General features: G+C 70.7%; 18 protein-coding genes and 1 pseudogene. 11 read left to right on the forward strand and 8 right to left on the reverse strand.

Annotation, left to right across the window (positions count from 1 at the left end; all coding sequences use genetic code 11):
• The gene (locus ACQEWB_RS30205) at positions 1-555 is read right to left on the reverse strand and encodes a TetR/AcrR family transcriptional regulator (protein ID WP_432844089.1); all 555 of its coding nucleotides are present in this window, start codon (positions 553-555) and stop codon (positions 1-3) included.
• A gap of 199 nt (positions 556-754) precedes the next feature.
• Here ACQEWB_RS30205 and ACQEWB_RS30210 point away from each other — a divergent pair, with 199 nt between their 5' ends.
• On the forward strand, positions 755-1,744 hold the full coding sequence (locus tag ACQEWB_RS30210; protein ID WP_432836459.1) for a response regulator transcription factor: 990 nt from the start codon (positions 755-757) through the stop codon (positions 1,742-1,744).
• Positions 1,745-1,962: 218 nt separating this feature from the next.
• Here the strand turns inward: ACQEWB_RS30210 and ACQEWB_RS30215 are convergent, their stop codons facing one another.
• Positions 1,963-3,735, reverse strand: coding sequence for an acetyl/propionyl/methylcrotonyl-CoA carboxylase subunit alpha (locus tag ACQEWB_RS30215; RefSeq protein WP_432836461.1), 1,773 nt, complete (start codon positions 3,733-3,735; stop codon positions 1,963-1,965).
• Between the two features lie 365 nt (positions 3,736-4,100).
• On the opposite strand from ACQEWB_RS30215, the gene ACQEWB_RS30220 reads away from it, so the two are divergent.
• Positions 4,101-4,577, forward strand: a complete 477-nt coding sequence (locus tag ACQEWB_RS30220) for a hypothetical protein (protein ID WP_432836463.1) — start codon at positions 4,101-4,103, stop codon at positions 4,575-4,577.
• On the opposite strand, the gene ACQEWB_RS30225 is transcribed toward ACQEWB_RS30220, so the two are convergent.
• From ACQEWB_RS30225 to ACQEWB_RS30240, 4 genes are all read right to left on the reverse strand, one after another.
• Complete coding sequence (locus ACQEWB_RS30225) at positions 4,546-5,166, reverse strand: Maf family protein (protein WP_432836465.1); 621 nt, start codon at positions 5,164-5,166, stop codon at positions 4,546-4,548. The genes ACQEWB_RS30220 and ACQEWB_RS30225 overlap by 32 nt on opposite strands.
• A gap of 4 nt (positions 5,167-5,170) precedes the next feature.
• The gene (gene mmpB / locus ACQEWB_RS30230) at positions 5,171-5,299 is read right to left on the reverse strand and encodes a morphogenic membrane protein MmpB (RefSeq protein ID WP_432836467.1); all 129 of its coding nucleotides are present in this window, start codon (positions 5,297-5,299) and stop codon (positions 5,171-5,173) included.
• A gap of 68 nt (positions 5,300-5,367) precedes the next feature.
• Positions 5,368-5,577 (reverse strand): acyl-CoA carboxylase epsilon subunit, encoded by a 210-nt coding sequence (locus tag ACQEWB_RS30235; RefSeq protein WP_432836469.1) that lies wholly within the window; start codon positions 5,575-5,577, stop codon positions 5,368-5,370.
• An 8-nt stretch (positions 5,578-5,585) separates the two neighbouring features.
• Positions 5,586-7,181, reverse strand: a complete 1,596-nt coding sequence (locus ACQEWB_RS30240; protein ID WP_432836472.1) for an acyl-CoA carboxylase subunit beta — start codon at positions 7,179-7,181, stop codon at positions 5,586-5,588.
• Positions 7,182-7,292: 111 nt separating this feature from the next.
• On the opposite strand from ACQEWB_RS30240, the gene ACQEWB_RS30245 reads away from it, so the two are divergent.
• The gene (locus ACQEWB_RS30245; protein WP_432836474.1) at positions 7,293-8,153 is read left to right on the forward strand and encodes a biotin--[acetyl-CoA-carboxylase] ligase; all 861 of its coding nucleotides are present in this window, start codon (positions 7,293-7,295) and stop codon (positions 8,151-8,153) included.
• A 131-nt stretch (positions 8,154-8,284) separates the two neighbouring features.
• Complete coding sequence (locus ACQEWB_RS30250; RefSeq protein ID WP_432836476.1) at positions 8,285-9,379, forward strand: adenylate/guanylate cyclase domain-containing protein; 1,095 nt, start codon at positions 8,285-8,287, stop codon at positions 9,377-9,379.
• A gap of 314 nt (positions 9,380-9,693) precedes the next feature.
• On the opposite strand, the gene ACQEWB_RS30255 is transcribed toward ACQEWB_RS30250, so the two are convergent.
• Entirely contained in the window at positions 9,694-10,182 is a 489-nt protein-coding gene (locus ACQEWB_RS30255) for a hypothetical protein (protein WP_432836478.1), read from the reverse strand.
• Between the two features lie 528 nt (positions 10,183-10,710).
• Here ACQEWB_RS30255 and ACQEWB_RS30260 point away from each other — a divergent pair.
• The 3 genes and pseudogenes from ACQEWB_RS30260 (at position 10,711) to hutH (ending at position 14,343) form a co-directional block, all read left to right on the forward strand.
• Positions 10,711-11,511, forward strand: a complete 801-nt coding sequence (locus tag ACQEWB_RS30260) for an enoyl-CoA hydratase/isomerase family protein (RefSeq protein ID WP_432836480.1) — start codon at positions 10,711-10,713, stop codon at positions 11,509-11,511.
• 81 nt (positions 11,512-11,592) lie between these two features.
• Positions 11,593-12,740: pseudogene (locus tag ACQEWB_RS30265) on the forward strand (diguanylate cyclase domain-containing protein).
• A 64-nt stretch (positions 12,741-12,804) separates the two neighbouring features.
• Positions 12,805-14,343: a histidine ammonia-lyase gene (hutH, locus tag ACQEWB_RS30270; RefSeq protein ID WP_432844091.1), complete on the forward strand. Its 1,539-nt coding sequence runs from the start codon at positions 12,805-12,807 to the stop codon at positions 14,341-14,343.
• Positions 14,344-14,365: 22 nt separating this feature from the next.
• On the opposite strand, the gene ACQEWB_RS30275 is transcribed toward hutH, so the two are convergent.
• Positions 14,366-14,680, reverse strand: coding sequence for an LPXTG cell wall anchor domain-containing protein (locus ACQEWB_RS30275; RefSeq protein WP_432836482.1), 315 nt, complete (start codon positions 14,678-14,680; stop codon positions 14,366-14,368).
• A 109-nt stretch (positions 14,681-14,789) separates the two neighbouring features.
• On the opposite strand from ACQEWB_RS30275, the gene ACQEWB_RS30280 reads away from it, so the two are divergent.
• From ACQEWB_RS30280 to ACQEWB_RS30295, 4 genes are all read left to right on the forward strand, one after another.
• Entirely contained in the window at positions 14,790-15,146 is a 357-nt protein-coding gene (locus ACQEWB_RS30280; RefSeq protein WP_432836484.1) for a hypothetical protein, read from the forward strand.
• A gap of 213 nt (positions 15,147-15,359) precedes the next feature.
• Entirely contained in the window at positions 15,360-16,607 is a 1,248-nt protein-coding gene (locus tag ACQEWB_RS30285) for a L,D-transpeptidase (protein ID WP_432836486.1), read from the forward strand.
• Positions 16,608-16,742: 135 nt separating this feature from the next.
• Complete coding sequence (locus ACQEWB_RS30290; RefSeq protein WP_432836488.1) at positions 16,743-18,221, forward strand: ABC transporter permease; 1,479 nt, start codon at positions 16,743-16,745, stop codon at positions 18,219-18,221.
• A 38-nt stretch (positions 18,222-18,259) separates the two neighbouring features.
• Positions 18,260-18,943, forward strand: a complete 684-nt coding sequence (locus ACQEWB_RS30295) for an ABC transporter ATP-binding protein (RefSeq protein WP_432836490.1) — start codon at positions 18,260-18,262, stop codon at positions 18,941-18,943.
• The last annotated feature ends 187 nt before the right edge of the window (positions 18,944-19,130 follow it).

Here is a 19,130-nt window from a genome sequence, read left to right on the forward strand (position 1 = left end):
TCAGGCGCGTCCGGTCGCCAGGCCCCGCAGGGTCAAGTGGAGCAGACGGTCGGCCAGTTGGGGGTCGGCCGGGGACTCCTCCGCGGCCAGGGCGATCGCGTGGGTCAGTTGCAGGAGGTCCGTGATCGCCACGTCCTCCCGCACCTTGCCCGCCTCCTGGGCCCGCCTGAGCAGGGCCTCGCCCGCCTCCCGGATGGGGGCGCTGCACCGCGACAGCGGTGAGGTGCGGTCCGTCGTCACCGCCATCAGGGCCCGGGACAGGCCCCGGTACTCGCCGGCCTGGGAGACGATCTCGCCCAGCCAGGTCACCAGGGCCGTGCAGGGCTCGGGGGACCGCCGGAGCTCGTGGGCGCGGGTCAGCAGGTCGTTCACCGCGTCCTCGAAGACCGCGCTGAGCAGCGCGTGCCGGTTCGGGAAGTGGCGGTACAGGGTGCCGATGCCCACGCCGGCCCGGCGGGCCACGTCCTCGAGGGAAGCGTCCGTGCCGTGCGCCGCGAAGGCCGCGCGGGCCTCGGCGAGCAGCCGCTCGTAGTTGCGGCGCGCGTCGGCACGCATGGCGCGCGGGGGCTCCTGGGTCACCGTCGTGCCCCGGTCCTCCGGGACCTCGGACGAGCTTGCGCCCACCATGCCTCCCACCTGCTCCCTCTGTGCGCCGTCGTGCTTCCAGGATGCCATCGAGGATGCGCACGCGGGCTTCCCGCGCGGGCTCGAAGCCGTACCTTCTTCTCAGGCGGGAGCAGCGCCGGGGGATGCGATGGACATCAGTGGTACGGACGCGCGTCGCGTGTTGACGCTCGTACGAGAGCTCGAAGAGGCGGACTCCGTCCGCGAGTTGCAGGAACGGGCGCTGCCCGGGTTACTGGAGTTGATCGCGGCCGACGCCGCCCAGTGCTACCGGCTTCCGGTGGACGGGGTGGGGTTGCAGACCCTGTCCCTGCCCCGGGAGTCCTTCCACGAGGATCCGATGGTCATCTACGACCATCCGCTCGACCACCCGCTGACCGAGGTGATGCTGGAGACCCCGACCTCGGAGGCATGGCGGGTGAGCGACGTCGCCGGGGACCGGCAGTGGCAGCGGACGCACTGCTACAACCTGGACTTCCGGCCCTTCGGTATGCAGCGGCATCTCGTCGCCTCGGCCGGTTCGGACGCGATGGTCGTGCACGGCTACGCCCTCACCCGCTCGGGGACCGAGTTCAGCGAACGGGACCGGGATCTCCTCGGGTTCGCCCAGCTCCAACTGACGGTCGCGGAACGGACCTTGCGCGAGCGCGAGCAGCTGCGTCTGCTGTCCGCCGTCGCGCTGGAACTGGCGGGCGGGGAGGAGAAGGGGATCGCCTCGTTCGACGGGAAGGGGCGGCCGTATGCGCTGAACGCCGTCGCCGCCGGGCTGTTGGCCGTCGTACAGGACGATCCCCGGTTGGGGCGCGGGGAGTCGTTCACCGCGCGGGACATCGAGGTGCGGTACGTGCCGGCGGCCTCGCCCGGTGTGCCCGCCATGCTGCTGTTGCGGGATCTGGCGCGGGCCCGGGCGGTCGCACGGGTGCTGGGGGTCACCGAGCAGGAGCACCGGACGCTGCTCCATCTCCATCAGGGGCGTACGGCGACCGAGGCGGCCCGGCGGATGGGACTGGCGCCCGCCACCGTGCGGGGCTACATCGCCGCCCTGCACCGCAAGCTGGAGGCGGGACACACGGCCGCGCTGCTGCGCCGGGGACGGGATCTGGGGCTCATCGGCGACTGAGCCGGCGTGGCGCTATGTCGCGACACCTCAGATTTGACGGCTGGTGGTCCTGGGCGGACGCCGGTTCACTGAGAAGTGCGGGGGCTCGCTGTCGTCGGCGCCCCCGCCTTCGGCCACCGTCACGGGGGACGGGGAGAAGGACGAGGCGCCCGTTGGACCGACTGCTCCGGTCCGGCGGGCGCCTCGTGACATGCGTGCGGGTGCGGGTGCGGGTGGTGTCAGTCCTTGATTTCGCAGATGGCGGCGCCGGAGCTGATGGAGGCGCCGATGTCGGCGGTCAGGCCCTTGATGGTGCCGGACTTGTGGGCGTTGAGGGGTTGTTCCATTTTCATGGCTTCGAGGACGACGATGAGGTCGCCTTCGTTGACGGGCTGGCCTTCCTCGACGGCGACCTTGACGATGGTGCCCTGCATCGGGGAGGCGAGGGTGTCGCCGGAGGCGAGGGGGCCGGACTTCTTGGCGGCGCGGCGTTTGGGGCGGGCGCCGGCGGCGAGGCCGGTGCGGGCCAGGGACATGCCCAGCGAGGACGGCAGGGACACTTCCAGGCGTTTGCCGCCGACCTCGACGACGACCGTCTCGCGGCCCGGTTCCTCGTCCGACTCGGTGTCGGCGGGGGCGGCGAAGGGTTTGATGTCGTTGACGAACTCGGTCTCGATCCACCGGGTGTGGACCGTGAACGGCTCCTCGCTGCCCGTCAACTCCGGTGCGAAGGCCGGGTCGGTGACGACCGCGCGGTGGAAGGGGATGGCGGTGGCCATGCCCTCGACGGTGAATTCGGCCAGGGCACGGGCGGCGCGCTGCAGGGCCTGTTCGCGGGTGGCGCCGGTGACGATCAGTTTGGCGAGCAGGGAGTCCCAGGCCGGGCCGATCACGCTGCCGGACTCGACGCCCGCGTCCAGGCGGACGCCCGGGCCGGTGGGCGGGGCGAAGAGGGTGACGGTGCCGGGGGCGGGCAGGAAGCCGCGGCCCGGGTCCTCGCCGTTGATGCGGAACTCGAAGGAGTGGCCGCGCAGTTCGGGATCCCCGTAGCCCAGGGCTTCGCCGTCGGCGATGCGGAACATCTCCCGGACCAGGTCGAGGCCGGCGACCTCCTCGGTGACCGGGTGCTCCACCTGGAGGCGGGTGTTGACCTCCAGGAAGGAGATCGTGCCGTCCGCGCCGACCAGGAACTCCACGGTGCCCGCGCCGACGTAGCCGGCCTCGCGCAGGATCGCCTTGGAGGACGTGTACAGCTGCTCGACCTGCGCGTCGGACAGGAACGGCGCGGGGGCCTCCTCGACGAGTTTCTGGTGGCGGCGCTGCAGCGAGCAGTCCCGGGTGGAGACGACGACGACGTTGCCGTGGCTGTCGGCCAGGCACTGGGTCTCCACGTGCCGGGGCTTGTCGAGGTAGCGCTCCACGAAGCACTCACCGCGCCCGAACGCGGCGATGGCCTCGCGGACCGCGGACTCATACAGCTCGGGGACCTCGTCGAGGGTGCGGGCGACCTTCAGGCCGCGGCCGCCACCACCGAACGCCGCCTTGATCGCGATCGGCAGGCCGTGCTGCTCGGCGAAGGCGACGACCTCGTCCGCGCCGCTCACCGGGTCGGGCGTGCCCGCGACGAGGGGGGCGCCGGCGCGCTGGGCGATGTGGCGGGCGGCGACCTTGTCGCCGAGGTCGCGGATGGCCTGCGGGGGCGGGCCGATCCAGACCAGGCCGGCGTCCAGGACCGCCTGGGCGAACTCGGCGTTCTCCGACAGGAAGCCGTAGCCGGGGTGGATGGCGTCCGCGCCCGCCTCGCGCGCCGCGTTCAGGACCTTCTCGATGTCCAGGTAACTGCTCGCCGGGGTGTCACCGCCCAGGGCGAACGCCTCATCCGCGGCGCGGACATGCAGAGCGTCCCGGTCCGGGTCGGCGTAGACGGCCACGCTCGCGATGCCGGCGTCCCGACAGGCACGGGCCACGCGGACAGCGATTTCGCCACGGTTGGCGATGAGCACCTTGCGCACGATTGAGGCTCCCTCCTTGAAACAAGCCGAGTTTAGGGACTGCCGACGAGGCACTTCGACCCATCCCCAATGGTGAGCTTGCCCACACGGAGCGTGATTCGAGGCTTGCTCGACCCGTGAAATCCCTTGTCGCACCTAGGTATGCAGGACTCCTTCGGGCAACCCTAGCCCGCCCGTGTGGTCAAGGTCTCTGTGAGAGCGTGCTGCGGGCCACTCCGTTTCTTTGTGGAGTCCCTACGAATGGCCCAACGATTCTTTGCGGTCGGCAGAACCCTTGTCCCGGGGTTTACCCGTTAGTAGCGTTCGCGAGGTATCGAAACGTACTTGAGGTAACAACAGCTCGGCTCGAGAGTGGGTGGGGACCGGTGGTGCGCAGACCGGTGGCGTGGGTGGTGGCGGTCGTTCTGTTCGCCGAGGCGTTCGGTGTCGCGGCGCTGAACTGGTTCCTCGGGATCGTCGTCGACCGCCAGGACATGTCCCTGGCCGGGCTCGACCCCGACATGATGTCGATGTCCTCGAAGATCGGCGGGCTCCTCTTCGGTGCCTACTTCGCCCTGTGCGGCGTGGCCGCGCTCTTCGTGGCCCTGCGCAACCGGCCGCCGGCCGGCCTCGGCCGGATCCTGCTCATCAGCGCCGCCGTCGTGCACGGGCTGCTCGGCGCGTTCGCGTGGGGCCTGGTGGGCTGGTCCGCGTTCCTCTTCATGGTCGTGGTGCTGGGGCTCATCGTGCTGCTCCTGATGACCTACGACCGCCCGCCGGCGCCGGCCGCCGAGGAACCCGAGGACACCAAGGGCGACGACGGCTCGCCGGTCACCCCTCCGCCGGCGCCCACAACTCCGTGATGCCGACGCCCAGTCGGGCGAGCAGCTTGCGGACGAGGGGGAGGCTGATGCCGATCACGTTGCCGTGGTCGCCGTCGATGCCCTCGATGAAGGGTGCGCTGCGGCCGTCCAGCGTGAACGCGCCCGCCACGTAGAGGGGTTCGCCCGAGGCCACGTACGCGGCGATCTCCTCGTCCGTGGGCTCGCCGAAGCGGACGACGGTGGAGGCCGTGGCGGAGGTGTAGCGGCCGGTGGTGGTGTCGTAGACGCAGTGGCCGGTCTGGAGCGTGCCCGCGCGGCCGCGCATCGCCTTCCAGCGGGCGGTGGCCTCCTCGGCGTCCGCGGGCTTGCCGAGGGGTTCGCCGTCGAGGTCGAGGACCGAGTCGCAGCCGATGACGATCGCTCCACGGGCTTCCGGGCGCGCCGCCACGACCGAGGCCTTCGCCTCTGCCAGGGCGAGGGCCAGGTCGGCGGGGGTGGGGGCCGTCACGGCGTCCTCGTCCACGCCGCTGACGATGACCTCCGGTGCGAGGCCGGCCTGGCGCAGGAGGTTCAGTCGGGCAGGTGACTGAGAGGCGAGGATGAGGCGGCGGCGGGGGTGATCGGTCATGTGGTCAGCGTAGTCCGATGACAATCATCGCCAGGACCATTGCCAGGGCCATGAGAACGCCGAGTCTGCGCAACATGTCCTGCATGTTGCGCAGTTCCTCCGGAGGTTCGTTCTCAGGGTCCGACCACAGCATGCTTCCAGGGTGCGGGTTGGGCTTTGAGGGCGCCTGAGTAGCCGTACTCAAATCGGCGCCCTCGGTTGTCAGCCCGGCCAGTAGGTGCGGGTCCATGATGTCGGGCTCGGCTGGGGGATGCGGTGGCTCGCGATCCTCGCCGGGTCGGACCAGGAGTCCCTTGCTCGCGCGGCTTCCGGCGTTGTCGCTGATGCCGCTGCCGCGCGGGCCCTGACCACCGCCAGGGCGGCGGCCAGCTCCTCGGGGGTGGGGTTGCCCCGTACGACCTTGATGTTCACAGCGGCTCCTAGAGGGGGATGTTGCCGTGCTTCTTGGGCGGCAGGGACTCTCGCTTGGTGCGGAGCTGGCGCAGGCCGCGTACGACGTGGCGGCGGGTGTCGGACGGGATGATCACCGAGTCGACGTAGCCGCGCTCGGCCGCGATGTAGGGGTTGAGGAGGGTGTCCTCGTACTCCTGGATCAGGCGGGCGCGGACCGTCTCGAGGTCCTCGCCGTTCGCCTCGGCCTCGGCGATGGTGCGGCGGTGCAGGATGTTGACCGCGCCCTGGGCGCCCATGACGGCGATCTGGGCGGTGGGCCAGGCGAGGTTGATGTCGGCGCCGAGGTGCTTGGAGCCCATGACGTCGTAGGCGCCGCCGAAGGCCTTGCGGGTGATGACCGTGATGAGCGGGACGGTGGCCTCGGCGTAGGCGTAGATCAGCTTGGCGCCGCGGCGGATGATGCCGTCGTGCTCCTGGTCGACGCCCGGGAGGAAGCCGGGGACGTCGACGAAGGTCAGTACCGGGATGTTGAAGGCGTCGCAGGTGCGGACGAAGCGCGCGGCCTTCTCGCTGGCCTTGATGTCGAGGCAACCGGCGTACTGCATCGGCTGGTTGGCGACGATGCCGACCGGGTGGCCCTCGACGCGGCCGTAGCCGGTGAGGATGTTCGGGGCGAACAGTGCCTGCGTCTCGAAGAACTCGGCGTCGTCCAGGATGTGTTCGATCACCGTGCGCATGTCGTACGGCTGGTTCGCGCTGTCCGGCACGAGGGTGTCCAGCTCCAGGTCCTCGGCGGTGACCGCGAGGTCCGCCTCCTCCGGGTAGACCGGGGCCTCGGAGAGGTTGTTGGACGGGAGGTAGGACAGCAGCTGCTTGATGTACTCGATCGCGTCCTTCTCGTCCCCGGCCATGTGGTGCGCCACGCCGGAGGTCGAGTTGTGGGTGCGGGCGCCGCCCAGCTCCTCGAAGCCGACGTCCTCGCCGGTGACCGTCTTGATGACGTCCGGGCCGGTGATGAACATGTGGGACGTCTGGTCGACCATGACGGTGAAGTCGGTGATCGCGGGGGAGTACACCGCGCCGCCGGCGCAGGGGCCGACGACCAGGCTGATCTGCGGGATCACGCCGGAGGCGTGGGTGTTGCGGCGGAAGATCTCGCCGTAGGCCCCGAGGGAGGCCACGCCTTCCTGGATACGGGCGCCGCCGGAGTCGTTGATGCCGATGACCGGGCAGCCGGTCTTCAGGGCGAAGTCCATGACCTTGACGATCTTCTGGCCGTAGACCTCGCCGAGGGCCCCGCCGAAGACGGTGAAGTCCTGCGAGAAGACGGCCACCGGGCGGCCGTCGACCGTGCCGTACCCGGTGACGACTCCGTCGCCGTACGGGCGGTTGTTCTCCAGGCCGAAGTTGGTGGAGCGGTGGCGGGCGAACTCGTCGAGCTCGACGAAGGAGTCCTCGTCGAGGAGGAGCTCGATCCGCTCACGCGCCGTCAACTTGCCCTTGGAATGCTGCTTTTCGACGGCGCGTGCGGAGCCGGCGTGCGTTGCTTCCTCGATACGACGATGGAGATCCGCGAGCTTGCCCGCGGTGGTGTGAATGTCGATCGCTTCCGGCTCGGACATCGGGATCGCGGCTCCCTGCCTGCTCAAAAGGGGGGACGGTTACTCATCCGTAGAGTAGTGGGGGGCTTACGAATCAGCAGTGCGGCGTTTCACACACCTAGGGTGGCTTGCATGACGCCGCGAGATGCATCAGACGACAGCCGCTGGTCCGACCTGGACCGTCCGCCGCTCAACGCCACCGCGCTGCGCCGCGGGCTGGTGCGCGAGGGCGGGCTGTGGCGTGACGTGGAGGTCGTGCAGCGCACCGGCTCCACCAACTCCGACCTGGCCGCCCTGGCGGGGGCGGGGAAGGCCGGGGAGGGGGCGGTCCTGGTCGCCGAGGAGCAGACGGCCGGGCGGGGACGACTGGATCGGCAGTGGACCGCGCCTGCCCGGTCGGGGCTCTTCTTCTCCGTACTGCTGAAGCCTGCCGAGGTGCCGGTGGCCCGCTGGGGCTGGCTGCCGCTGCTCACGGGCGTTGCCGTGGCGACGGGGCTGTCCCGCTCGGCGGGCGTCGACACGGCACTCAAGTGGCCCAACGACGTGCTGGTCTCCATCGCCGGGGAGGAGCGGAAGACAGGCGGGATCCTGGCCGAGCGGGCCGGGGAGGACGGGGTGGTGATCGGCGCGGGCATCAACGTCACCCTGCGGGAGGACGAGCTGCCGGTGCCCGCGGCGGGGTCGCTGGCGCTGGCGGGGGCGGTGAGCACGGACCGGGATCCGCTGCTGCGGGCCGTCCTGCGGTCGCTGGAGGAGTGGTACGGGCGGTGGCGGGAGGCCGGGGGCGATCCGGGCGTGAGCGGGCTCCAGGAGGCGTATGCGGCGGGGTGCGCGACCTTGGGGAGGGCGGTGCGGGCTGAGCTGCCGGGGGATCGGGCGGTCACGGGGGAGGCGGTGGCCATCGATGGAGACGGGCGGCTTGTGATCGCTACGGGGGAGGGGGTGCAGGAGCCGGTGGGGGCGGGGGATGTCGTGCACTTGCGGCCGGCTTGAGTAAAGGCAGCCCCCAGAAGCACCGACGCCGGTGACTTACCGTCGGCTCCACGGGAGTGAGCTAGCGCACACCTGCCGTAGAGTTAAGGCCGGTCGATACCTGACCGCGGCAGATCGGAAGGGCAGCAGGCGTGACCGTCGACGACACGGGCTCCGGCGCGGACGCGGACGGCGAGGACCCGCTCGCCCTGCGCCTGGAGCATCTGATCCTCGGCGCCGAGCGGCGCTACACGCCCTTTCAGGCGGCCCGCAGCGCGGGCGTCTCGGTGGAGCTGGCGACGCGTTTCTGGCGGGCGATGGGCTTCGCCGACATCGGACAGGCCAAGGCGCTCACGGAGGCCGACGTACTCGCCCTGCGCCGGCTGTCCGGCCTCGTGGAGGCGGGGCTGCTGAGCGAGGCCATGGCGGTGCAGGTGGCCCGTTCGACCGGGCAGACCACGGCCCGGCTCGCCGAGTGGCAGATCGACTCCTTCCTGGAGGGGCTGACCGAGCCGCCCGAGCCGGGCATGACGCGCACCGAGGTGACGTACCCGATCGTCGAGCTGCTCCTGCCCGAGCTGGAGGAGTTCCTCGTCTACGTGTGGCGGCGGCAGCTGGCCGCGTCCGCGGGGCGGGTCGTGCAGGCGGCCGACGACGAGGAGATGGTGGACCGGCGGCTCGCGGTGGGCTTCGCGGACCTGGTCGGCTTCACCCGGCTGACCCGCCGTATGGAGGAGGAGGAACTCGGCGAGCTCGTCGAGGCCTTCGAGACGACCGCCGCGGATCTGGTGGCCGCGCACGGCGGGCGGCTGATCAAGACGCTCGGCGACGAGGTGCTGTACGCGGCGGACGACGCGGGTGTCGCCGCGGAGATCGCGCTGCGGCTCATCGAGACGATGGCGAACGACGAGACGATGCCGGAGCTGCGGGTGGGCATCGCGTTCGGCACGGTGACGACGCGGATGGGCGACGTCTTCGGTACGACGGTGAACCTCGCTTCGCGGCTCACGTCGATAGCTCCTCGTGACGCGGTCCTGGTCGACACGGCCTTCGCGGAGGAACTGATCCGCAGCGGCGAGGCGCCGGCGTCCGAGGCGGAGGCTGCCGAGGCGGCGGCGACGGCGGAGAAGGAGGGCGAGGAGCCCCCGACGTACCGCTTCGCGCTGCAGCCGATGTGGCAGCGGCCGGTGCGAGGTCTGGGCGTGGTGGAGCCTTGGCTGCTCACTCGGCGGGCGCAGGAGCAGTAGGCGACGTCTGGCCGTTGGCCGGGTGGTCGTGGGTGGGTCGGGGTCGGGGCGGTACGGCGAACCCGCCGCCGACGGTACTGCTGTGGGTCGGGAGGGGAACGAGCCCGACTAGCCACGTAAGCGGCGGGTTGCGCCGTACCGCCCCGACCCGCTCCCGTGCGAGAGCGGCTGCGGGTGCGTGGGACGGCTCGATCCGCTCCCGGTGTGTTCGCGGCTGCGGGACGGTGGGGCGGCACTGACTTGCTCCCGGTGTGTTCGCGGCTGTGGGGCGGTGGGGCCGGCACCGGGCCGCTGCCGTGTGGGGGCCGGCGGGTTCAGCGGGTCAGTGGGCCCACGCACAGGCCGACTACCGGGACGCACAGGCCCGGGTTGGACGAGGGGGTCGGCTGGGGGCTGGGTGGGGGTGTGGTGCGGTCGGACGGTGGGGGCTTGCGCGGGGCCGGGGGCGTGGGTGGGGGCGAGGTGGTCGTGCGGGCCGGGGGGTTCGGGGCCTCCGGGATCGTTGTCACGGTGTTGGCCGGGGCCAGGGGCGTCGGGGACGAGGAGGCGGTCGGCAGGGGGACGAGGGTTGAGCCCGCGGTCGGCGTTGCGCTCACCCCGCCCATCGCCGAGGTCGCCGACGGGCTCACGTGGGGGACGGTCCCGATGGTGGCGGCGGCGTTGGTGGATCGCTCGGGTCCGGCGCCGGGGTCCTGTCGGGGCTCGGCCTCGGCGGTGCCGTAGCCGCCGGTCCCGGAGTCGGGCGCCATCCGGACCAGGCTGAGCACACCGGCCGCCAGCGCGACGCCCCCTGCGGCCAGCATCAGCTTGCGGGGCCGGGGCCTGCGGTGCCGACCGCGGATCCGGGGGCCGAAGAGGCGGGGGCCGGTGGTGGGGGGCTCGAAGGCGGTGGTGGGGGCGGTGGCGGCTGCGGCAACGGGTCGAGTTGGCGCGGCCGGCCGGGGGGAGGTGGCTGCCTGAGCGGACGGTGTGCGGGGGCCCGGGGGTGTCGTCGGGTGCGGCGACGGCGTCGGCCGGCCCGGAGTTGGCCCGGACGAGGGTGCCGTCTGTGTCGCGGACGTCGGCCGTGTGCCCGCCGTCTCCGCGGTTCGTGGCTTCGTCGCCGTGTTCGTCGTCATCGTGATCCCTCCCCGATGCCCTCGCGCCCCCGGTGCGCCGTGGCGGACGCACGTTATGCGCTCCTGTGGGCGGTCGGTCGTGAGTTGGGCGGGATGTCACTCGAACGGGGTGACGGGGCAGGGGATGGGAACCGGTGGACGGCCTTTCCCCGGCGGGGCGGGGCTGCGATGATCGGGGCGTCGGATGTTAACCCGCGTTAACCGGAGGGTGTCATGAGCGAGGAGCGGTTCGGGGAGTTCGTGCTGGTACGGAGGCATGCGGACGGCCATGTCGCGGAGCTCGCCCTCGACCGGCCCAAGGCCATGAACGCCGTGTCGACGGAGATGGCCCGGTCCATCGCGGGGGCGTGTGCGGCGCTGGGGGCGGATCGGGAGGTGCGGGTCGTGGTGCTGAGCTCTACGCATGAGCGGGCGTTCTGTGTCGGGGCGGATCTGAAGGAGCGGAACTCCTTCAGCGACGCGGATCTGGTGCGGCAGCGGCCGGTCGCGCGGGGCGCGTACACCGGGGTGCTGGAGCTGCCGGTGCCGACGATCGCGGCGGTGCACGGGTTCGCGCTGGGCGGGGGGTTCGAGCTCGCGTTGTCGTGCGATCTGATCGTGGCCGACGGCACGGCGGTGGTGGGGCTGCCCGAGGTGTCGGTGGGGGTCATTCCGGGCGGTGGCGGTACGCAGCTGCTGCCGCGGCGGGTGGGGGCGGCGCGGGCGGCCGAGCTGATCTTCACGGCGCGGCGGCTGGCGGCGGCCGAGGCGCGGGAGTTGGGGCTGGTGGACGAGCTGGTGGGGGATGGGCAGGACCGGGAGGCGGCGTTGGCCCTCGGGGCGCGGATCGCGGCGAACTCGCCGGTGGGGCTGCGGGCGGCGAAGCGGGCGCTGCGGCTGGGGCAGGGGCTGGATCTGCGGGCCGGGTTGGAGGTGGAGGACGCGGCGTGGCGGTCGGTGGCGTTCTCGGGGGACCGGGCCGAGGGGGTGGCGGCCTTCAATGAGAAGCGGCCGCCTCAGTGGCCGGGTGAGTGAATCCCCTGGAGTCTCCGGGCCGGTCACCCCTGCGTCGTATCAACACCGCCTAATCACCGCAAACCTCCCTAACCTGGAGTAATGGGTGAGGACAAGCGGCTCGCGGCTGTCGTCGCGTTGGCTCAGGGCATGGCCGCGGCGCACGGTTCGCGTGGGGCGTGGCGGGCGGCGGCGGCCGGGGCGTGCCGGGCGCTCGGGGGGAGTTTCGCCGCGCTGTCGGTGTGGGAGCGGGAGCTGGGGCGGCTCAGGGTGCTTGTCAACGTGGGGGAGCGGGCCGAGGGGGAGGACGAGTTCCCGGACGACGAGTCCTATCCCGTGCACCAGTTTCCGGAGATCACCGAGTTCCTGCACGAGCGGTGGGCCGGTGGGGGTGAGCCCAATGCCTGGGTCGAGACGGCCGAGGGGCCGGCTGCCGGGCGTCGGCCCGGGTACGTCCATCAGCGTGTGGCCGCGTTGCGCCGCCGGGGGCGGGGTTGTTGTGTCGTCGCGCCGATCGTGCTGCATGGGCGGGCGTGGGGTGAGCTGTACGTCGCCCGCCCGGCCGGAACGCCCGTCTTCGACCGGGCCGACGCCGACTTCGCCACCGTACTGGCCTCCGTCGTCGCCGCCGGGATCGCGCAGGCCGAGCGGCTGGAGGAGGCGAGACGGCTGGCGTACACCGACGCGCTCACCGGGCTCGCCAACCGCCGTGCCGTGGACGTGAAGCTCGACGAGGCCATCGAACGGCACCGGGCCGAGGGCACGGTCGTCAGTCTTGTCGTCTGTGATCTGAATGGGTTGAAGCGGGTGAACGACACCCAAGGGCACGCCGTCGGTGACCGGCTGCTCGAACGCTTCGGCTCCGTTCTCTCGCTGTGCGGCGCGATGTTGCCCGGCGCGCTCGCGGCGCGGCTCGGGGGTGACGAGTTCTGTCTGCTGGCGGTGGGGCCGGGCGCCGACGAGGTGGTGAAGGCGGCCGACGAACTCTGCCGCAGGGCCGGGGAGTTGGAGCTGGGGGAGGGGTGGCGTGCGGGGTCGCGTCCACCGAGGATCCGATCGGGCCGGTCCGCTCGGCGCGGCGGCTGTTCCGGTTGGCGGACGCCGCGCAGTACCGGGCCAAGGCCGAGCGTGCTGCCAGGCCTGTCGTGGCCGGCCGGGAGGGGCCGGACGACCCGGTGGTGCGGCTGGCCGACGCCGCGCCCGCCGGGGAGGCCGTGGAACGCCGGCGTTTCCGGGGGCGACGCGTGTAAGGGGCGTACCGGCCACCCACTAGTGACATCTTCGTCTTCACTGCGTACGCTCCTGAATATGGATATGCACACTGTGGTGGTGGGGACGTCGGGGGTGACCGCGTCCGACGTGCTCGCCGTGGCGCGCGGCGGGGCCCGGATCGAGTTGTCGGGGGAGGCGGTCGCGGCCCTGGCCGCCGCCCGCGGGATCGTGGACGCGCTGGCCGCCAAGCCCGAGCCCGTCTACGGCGTCAGCACCGGCTTCGGCGCCCTGGCGACCCGGCACATCGGCCAGGAGCTGCGCGCGCAGCTACAGCGCAACATCGTGCGCTCGCACGCCGCCGGGCTGGGCCCGCGGGTGGAGCGGGAAGTCGTACGGGCCCTGATGTTCCTGCGGCTCAAGACCGTCTGTTCCGGGCATACGGGGGTGCGGCCCGAGGTCGCGCAGACCATGGCCGACGTGCTCAACGCCGGGATCACGCCCGTCGTCCACGAGTACGGGTCGCTGGGGTGTTCCGGGGATCTCGCTCCGCTGTCGCACTGTGCTCTCACGCTCATGGGCGAGGGGGAGGCCGAGGGGCCGGACGGCGTCGTGCGGGGCGCCGGTGAGCTGCTCGCCGAGGCCGGGATCAAGCCCGTCGAGCTGAAGGAGAAGGAGGGGCTCGCCCTTCTCAACGGCACCGACGGCATGCTCGGCATGCTGGTCATGGCCCTCGCCGACCTGGACATGCTCTACAAGTCGGCCGACGTCACCGCCGCGCTGAGTCTCGAGGCGCTGCTGGGGACGGACAAGGTGCTCGCGCCCGAGTTGCACGCCATCCGGCCGCATCCGGGGCAGGGCGCCAGCGCCGCCAACATGCTTGCCGTGCTGAAGGGTTCGGAGCTGACCGGGCATCATCAGGACGATGCGCCGAGGGTTCAGGACGCGTACTCGGTGCGTTGCGCTCCGCAGGTCGCCGGTGCGGGACGGGACACCATCGCGCACGCCCGGCTGGTCGCCGAGCGCGAGTTGGCCTCCGCGGTCGACAATCCCGTGGTGCTGCATGACGGGCGGGTCGAGTCCAACGGCAACTTCCATGGCGCGCCGGTCGCCTACGTTCTTGACTTCCTCGCCATCGCGGTCGCCGACCTGGCGTCCATCGCCGAGCGGCGGACGGACCGGCTGCTCGACAAGAACCGGAGCCACGGGCTGCCGCCGTTCCTCGCCGACGACGCCGGTGTGGACTCCGGGCTCATGATCGCCCAGTACACGCAGGCCGCGCTGGTGAGCGAGATGAAGCGGCTGGCCGTACCGGCTTCGGCCGATTCCATCCCCTCCTCCGCGATGCAGGAGGACCACGTCTCCATGGGGTGGTCGGCCGCGCGCAAGCTGCGTACCGCCGTCGACAACCTCTCGCGCGTGGTCGCGATCGAGCTGTACGCGGCCACCCGGGCCGTCCAGTTGCGCGAGGGCCTCACCCCGGCGCCCGCCTCGCAGGCCGTCATCGAGGCCGTACGGGCCGCGGGTGTCGAGGGTCCCGGTCCTGACCGGTTCCTGGCGCCCGACCTCGCCGCGGCGGACGCGTTCGTGCGGGACGGACAGGTCGTGGCCGCCGTGGAGACGGTCACCGGGCCGCTGCGGTAGCCGCGAGGAGCGTCAACCGCCGTCAGAAGCCGAGGCGTTCGCGGCGTACCGAATAGACGACGAAGCCCGCGCCCAGCGTGAGGAACACGGTGCCGCCGACGACGTACGGAGTCGTGTCGATGCTTCCCGTGTCCGCGAGTTCGGTGCCGGCCCCGTCTTCCCGGGCCGACGACGAGGACTCCTCCGTCGTCGGCCTGGCCTGCGTCGTCGCGGTCGCCGAGGGCTGGTCTCTCGCCGGGGTGTCCTGGGTCGCGTTGGCGGACGGGACGAACCACAGGGCGCCCAGCAGGGTACCCGCGGCGGTGGCGGTCAGCAGTGGACGGCGAACGGATGACACGGAATATCGATCCCCTTGTGGCGCTGGCGAATTGGCCGTGTGGAGCGATGTTAGTGAAAGGCGCGGGTCACGGGAAAGTCACGGGAGGTATGAGCCGTACGCTCGCGCCATGACTACTGAAGAGACATCCCGTTTTGTCCGCCTTCGGGTGGAGCTCGTCGTCGAGGTCGAGGACGCCGACGCCGTCACCAAGGCCGCGCTGCGGCGGATCGCCGACGACGCCGATATGCCGGCCGATGAGCGGGTACACGCCGAGAACGCTGTGACGGAAGACACCGCGGAGGCGCTCGCCTATCTCGTCGACCCGTTCGACCTGGTCAACGAGGTGCCGGGGGTGGAGCTCGCGCAGGCCTCCTGGTCGAGCGAGCCGATCGACTACGACCCCGATTCGCCTGACTGGGACCTGGACGAGGATGATGTCGAGGAAGATGACGCGGACGACGACGAGGGGGACCGCGTCGGCTGAGCGGCTTGGGGAAATCGTGACCCCGGGTGGCAACCGCCGTCCGGGGTTTCGTCGTCTCAAGGCGCGCACTGACCGACCTCCGTGCCATCCGCACCATCCGCTCCGGCGGACGTGGTGTGTCCCACACATCCCAGGAATGTGGAACGGGCGGGACCGGTCGTAGCGTTGAGTTCGTTGACGGCTGTAGTTGTGGCAACGATGGAGAAATCTGTGATGACGGACAGTAAGCGGCGCAGGGGCCTGAGGGTCGCGTCCGCACTGCTCGGCGGGGTTCTGGTGCTCTCGGCCTGTTCCGGCGGCGACGACAAGTCCTCCGGCAGCGGGAACGACACCTCACAGGCCAAGGCCGACGAGGCGGCGGCCAAGAAGTCCTCCGAGGCCGACATCAAGATCACGCCCAAGGACGGCACGGACAACGCGTCGATCAACAACTCCGCCGCGGTCACCGTCAGCAAGGGCTCGCTCACGAGCGTGAAGATGACGACGGCCGACGGCACGGCGGTCGCCGGCGCCCTCTCCGCCGACAAGACCAGCTGGAAGCCCAGCGCCCAGCTGGAGCGCTCGACCACCTACAAGGTCGCCGCCGAGGCCAAGGACTCCGCAGGCCTGGTCGCGCACGAGAACGCCTCGTTCACCACGGTCTCGCCGACCAACAGCTTCATAGGCAACTTCACGCCGGAGGACGGCTCCACGGTCGGCGTGGGCATGCCGGTGTCGATCAACTTCGACAAGGCGATCACCAACAAGGCCGCGGTCCAGAAGGGCATCACGGTCTCCTCCAGCAGCGGCCAGGAGGTCGTCGGCCACTGGTTCAGCGCCAACCGCATCGACTTCCGCCCCGAGGACTACTGGAAGGAGAACTCGACCATCACGCTGAAGCTCGCGCTCGACGGCGTCGAGGGCGCCTCCGGTGTCTACGGCGTGCAGCAGAAGACGGTCACCTTCCACATCGGCCGCAACCAGGTCTCCTACGTCGACGCGAAGACCAAGCAGATGAAGGTCACGCAGGACGGCAAGACCATCAAGACCATCCCGATCTCCGCCGGTTCGCCGGAGAACAAGACGTACAACGGCATCATGGTGATGTCCGAGAAGTTCAAGGAGACGCGCATGAACGGCGCGACCGTGGGCTTCACCGACGACGACGGCAAGGGCGAGTACGACATCAAGGACGTGCCGCACGCCATCCGGCTCACCAACTCCGGCACCTTCCTGCACGGCAACTACTGGGGCGCGAAGTCCGTCTTCGGCTCCGTGAACACCAGCCACGGCTGTGTGGGCCTGTCGGACACCAAGGGTGCCAACGACACCGGTACGCCCGCCTACTGGATGTACACCAACTCGATCATCGGTGACGTCGTGGTCGTCTCCAACACCGGCGACAAGACGGTCCAGCCGGACAACGGGCTCAACGGCTGGAACCTCAGCTGGGCCGACTGGAAGGCCGGTTCGGCGGTCTGACCCACCGGCAGTCCACAGCTTTCCGATGCCGCCCCCAGGGGCGGCATCGGTGTTTCCTGGCCTCGCCACAGCCTTCTCATGCTTCTCTTATTTCGGCCTTATCCAGTCATCACGCGCCGTACCTACCTTGCGGCCATGTTCTTCACCTACCTGAGGCGCGAACTGCGCCGCCGCAGAAAGGCGGCCCTCGTCGTCGCCTCCGGTCTGGCGCTGGGTATCGCGCTGGTCATCGTGGTCAGCTCCGTGTCGTCCGGCATGGGGAAGGCCCAGGACAAGGTCCTCCAGTCGCTCTACGGTCTGGGTACGGACATGACGGTCACCAAGGCGGCCACTCCGACGGCGAGCAACTCGCAGCGGCCGCGCTTCAACTTCGACGCGCAGAACAACGGTTCGTCGACGACGCAGAGCAGCGACCGCGTCATGGTGCAGGGCTTCAGCACCCTGGCCTCCTCGACCGTCACCAAGGTCGGGGGCCAGAAGGGCGTCTCGTCCGCGGTGGGCGGGCTGAGCCTCAACGTGGTGAAGGTCAGCGGCCAGTTCACCCGCGGGCAGTTCCAGCAGAACCAGAACAGCGGGAGCCAGGGCGGCGGCCAGAACGGCGGCGGTCAGAACGGTGGCGGCAACGGGCAGCCGCAGGGCGAAGTGCAGGGCGGTGGCGCCGACTTCAGCCTCAACCAGTACACGGTCTACGGCACCGACGTCACCAAGAGCGCCCTCGGCCCGCTGACCTCCTCGAAGATCACCAGCGGCCGTACCTTCAAGTCCACCGAGACGGACGCCAAGGTCGTGGTCGCCGACTCCGCGTACGCCAAGGAGAAGAAGTACAAGGTCGGTTCGACCGTCACCATCAAGAGCGTCAAGTTCAAGGTGATCGGCATCGCGACCGCGGACAGCGGTGACTCGGCGGCCAACCTGTACATCCCGCTGAAGCAGGCCCAGACGCTGGCCAGCGAGAAGAACAAGGTCACCACGATCTACGTCAAGGCGACCGACTCCAAGCAGATCTCGGACGTCAAGTCGACCATCCAGAAGAACGTCTCGGGTACGACGGTGACGACCTCCGCCGACCTCGCGGACACCGTCTCCGGCTCCCTCTCCACCGCGTCCTCGCTCGCCACGAACGTCGGCAAGTGGCTGTCCATCGCGGTGCTGGTGGCCGCCTTCCTGGTCGCCGGTCTGCTCACCTCCTCCGCGGTCTCCCGCCGGGTGCGCGAGTTCGGCACGCTGAAGGCGCTGGGCTGGAAGTCGGGCCGGGTGACCCGGCAGGTCGTCGGCGAGGCCATGGTGAACGGTCTGCTCGGCGGTGCGCTGGGTATCGCGCTCGGGCTCGCGGGCGCGTACGTCGTGACCAGCATCAGCCCCAATCTGCAGGCCCAGTTGGGCGGAGGCGGCGGCGGTAACACGGGCGGCGGCCCCGGTGGTGGCGGCGGCTTCGGCGGCCCCGGCCGGCAGGCGGCCAAGACCCTGGAGGTCGCCCTCACCGCACCGGTGAGCGTGACGACGATCGTCCTGGCGGTGGGCCTGGCGGTGGCCGGTGGCCTGATCGCGGGTGCGTTCGGCGGCTGGCGGGCGTCCCGGCTGCGTCCGGCGGACGCGCTGCGCCGCGTCGAGTAGTCGACCCCATCTCCCTTACGCACCCCAGGAGTCACCCCATGTACGAACTCAGAGGCGTCACCAAGCGCTACACCCGCGGCAAGGACACCGTCCACGCCCTCGACGGCGTCGACCTGGCCATCGCCGACGGCGACCGGCTCGTCATCCAGGGCCCCACCGGCGGCGGCAAGTCCACGCTGCTGCAGATGCTCGGTGGGCTCGACCGGCCCTCGGACGGCGAGGTCGTCCTCGACGGCACCGACCTGGCCAAGCTCTCCGAGGCCAAGCTCACCAAGGTCCGCTCCGAGAACATCGGCTTCGTCTTCCAGTCCTTCAACCTCATCCCGACGCTCACCGCGCAGGAGAACGTCGAGACCGCCCTCGTACCCCTGGGTGTGAAGGTGAAGGAGCGGCGCGAGCGGGCCGCCGAGGCGCTCAAGTCCGTCGGTCTGGGCGAGCGGTTGGCGCATCTGCCGTCCGAGATGTCCGGCGGCCAGCAGCAGCGCGTCGCCATCGCGCGGGCGCTGGTGAAGCAGCCGAAGGTGCTGCTCGCCGACGAACCCACCGGAAACCTCGACGAGTCCATGCGCGACGAGATCATGGAGGTGCTGGAGCGGATGTGGAAGGAGCTGGGCCTGACCTTCATCATGGTCACCCACGACTCCGCGATCGCGAAGAAGGCCCCCCGGGTCGCGACGATCCGGAAGGGCAAGCTCACCGTCAAGGAGAACGCGGGGGCGTAACAGCGCGGATCGGTAACGGCTTTCTGATGGGTCTGTCACAGTCTGGAGGCCCGCGCTCTTACCTTCTTCTCATCTCTTGAGGCGTCTGATCACCCCTCGGCATACTGCGTATACCGGGGGTGTACGCGTTTGCGTGCGAGACCGCCCCCGGCTTCATCTCCAGGGGGAGACTTGCGCAGACAAGCGA

The sequence above is a fragment of the Streptomyces sp. CA-249302 genome, assembly GCF_050936785.1.
GTDB lineage: Bacteria > Actinomycetota > Actinomycetes > Streptomycetales > Streptomycetaceae > Streptomyces.

Coding starts and splice junctions, on each gene's coding strand:
- ACQEWB_RS30205 (WP_432844089.1), bottom strand. CDS start 555: ATGCGTGCCGACGCGCGCCGCAACTACGAGCGGCTGCTCGCCGAGGCC.
- ACQEWB_RS30210 (WP_432836459.1), top strand. CDS start 755: ATGGACATCAGTGGTACGGACGCGCGTCGCGTGTTGACGCTCGTACGA.
- ACQEWB_RS30225 (WP_432836465.1), bottom strand. CDS start 5,166: ATGACCGATCACCCCCGCCGCCGCCTCATCCTCGCCTCTCAGTCACCT.
- mmpB (WP_432836467.1), bottom strand. CDS start 5,299: ATGCTGTGGTCGGACCCTGAGAACGAACCTCCGGAGGAACTGCGCAAC.
- ACQEWB_RS30240 (WP_432836472.1), bottom strand. CDS start 7,181: ATGTCCGAGCCGGAAGCGATCGACATTCACACCACCGCGGGCAAGCTC.
- ACQEWB_RS30245 (WP_432836474.1), top strand. CDS start 7,293: ATGACGCCGCGAGATGCATCAGACGACAGCCGCTGGTCCGACCTGGAC.
- ACQEWB_RS30255 (WP_432836478.1), bottom strand. CDS start 10,182: ATGCTGGCCGCAGGGGGCGTCGCGCTGGCGGCCGGTGTGCTCAGCCTG.
- ACQEWB_RS30260 (WP_432836480.1), top strand. CDS start 10,711: ATGAGCGAGGAGCGGTTCGGGGAGTTCGTGCTGGTACGGAGGCATGCG.
- hutH (WP_432844091.1), top strand. CDS start 12,805: ATGCACACTGTGGTGGTGGGGACGTCGGGGGTGACCGCGTCCGACGTG.
- ACQEWB_RS30280 (WP_432836484.1), top strand. CDS start 14,790: ATGACTACTGAAGAGACATCCCGTTTTGTCCGCCTTCGGGTGGAGCTC.
- ACQEWB_RS30285 (WP_432836486.1), top strand. CDS start 15,360: ATGACGGACAGTAAGCGGCGCAGGGGCCTGAGGGTCGCGTCCGCACTG.
- ACQEWB_RS30290 (WP_432836488.1), top strand. CDS start 16,743: ATGTTCTTCACCTACCTGAGGCGCGAACTGCGCCGCCGCAGAAAGGCG.
- ACQEWB_RS30295 (WP_432836490.1), top strand. CDS start 18,260: ATGTACGAACTCAGAGGCGTCACCAAGCGCTACACCCGCGGCAAGGAC.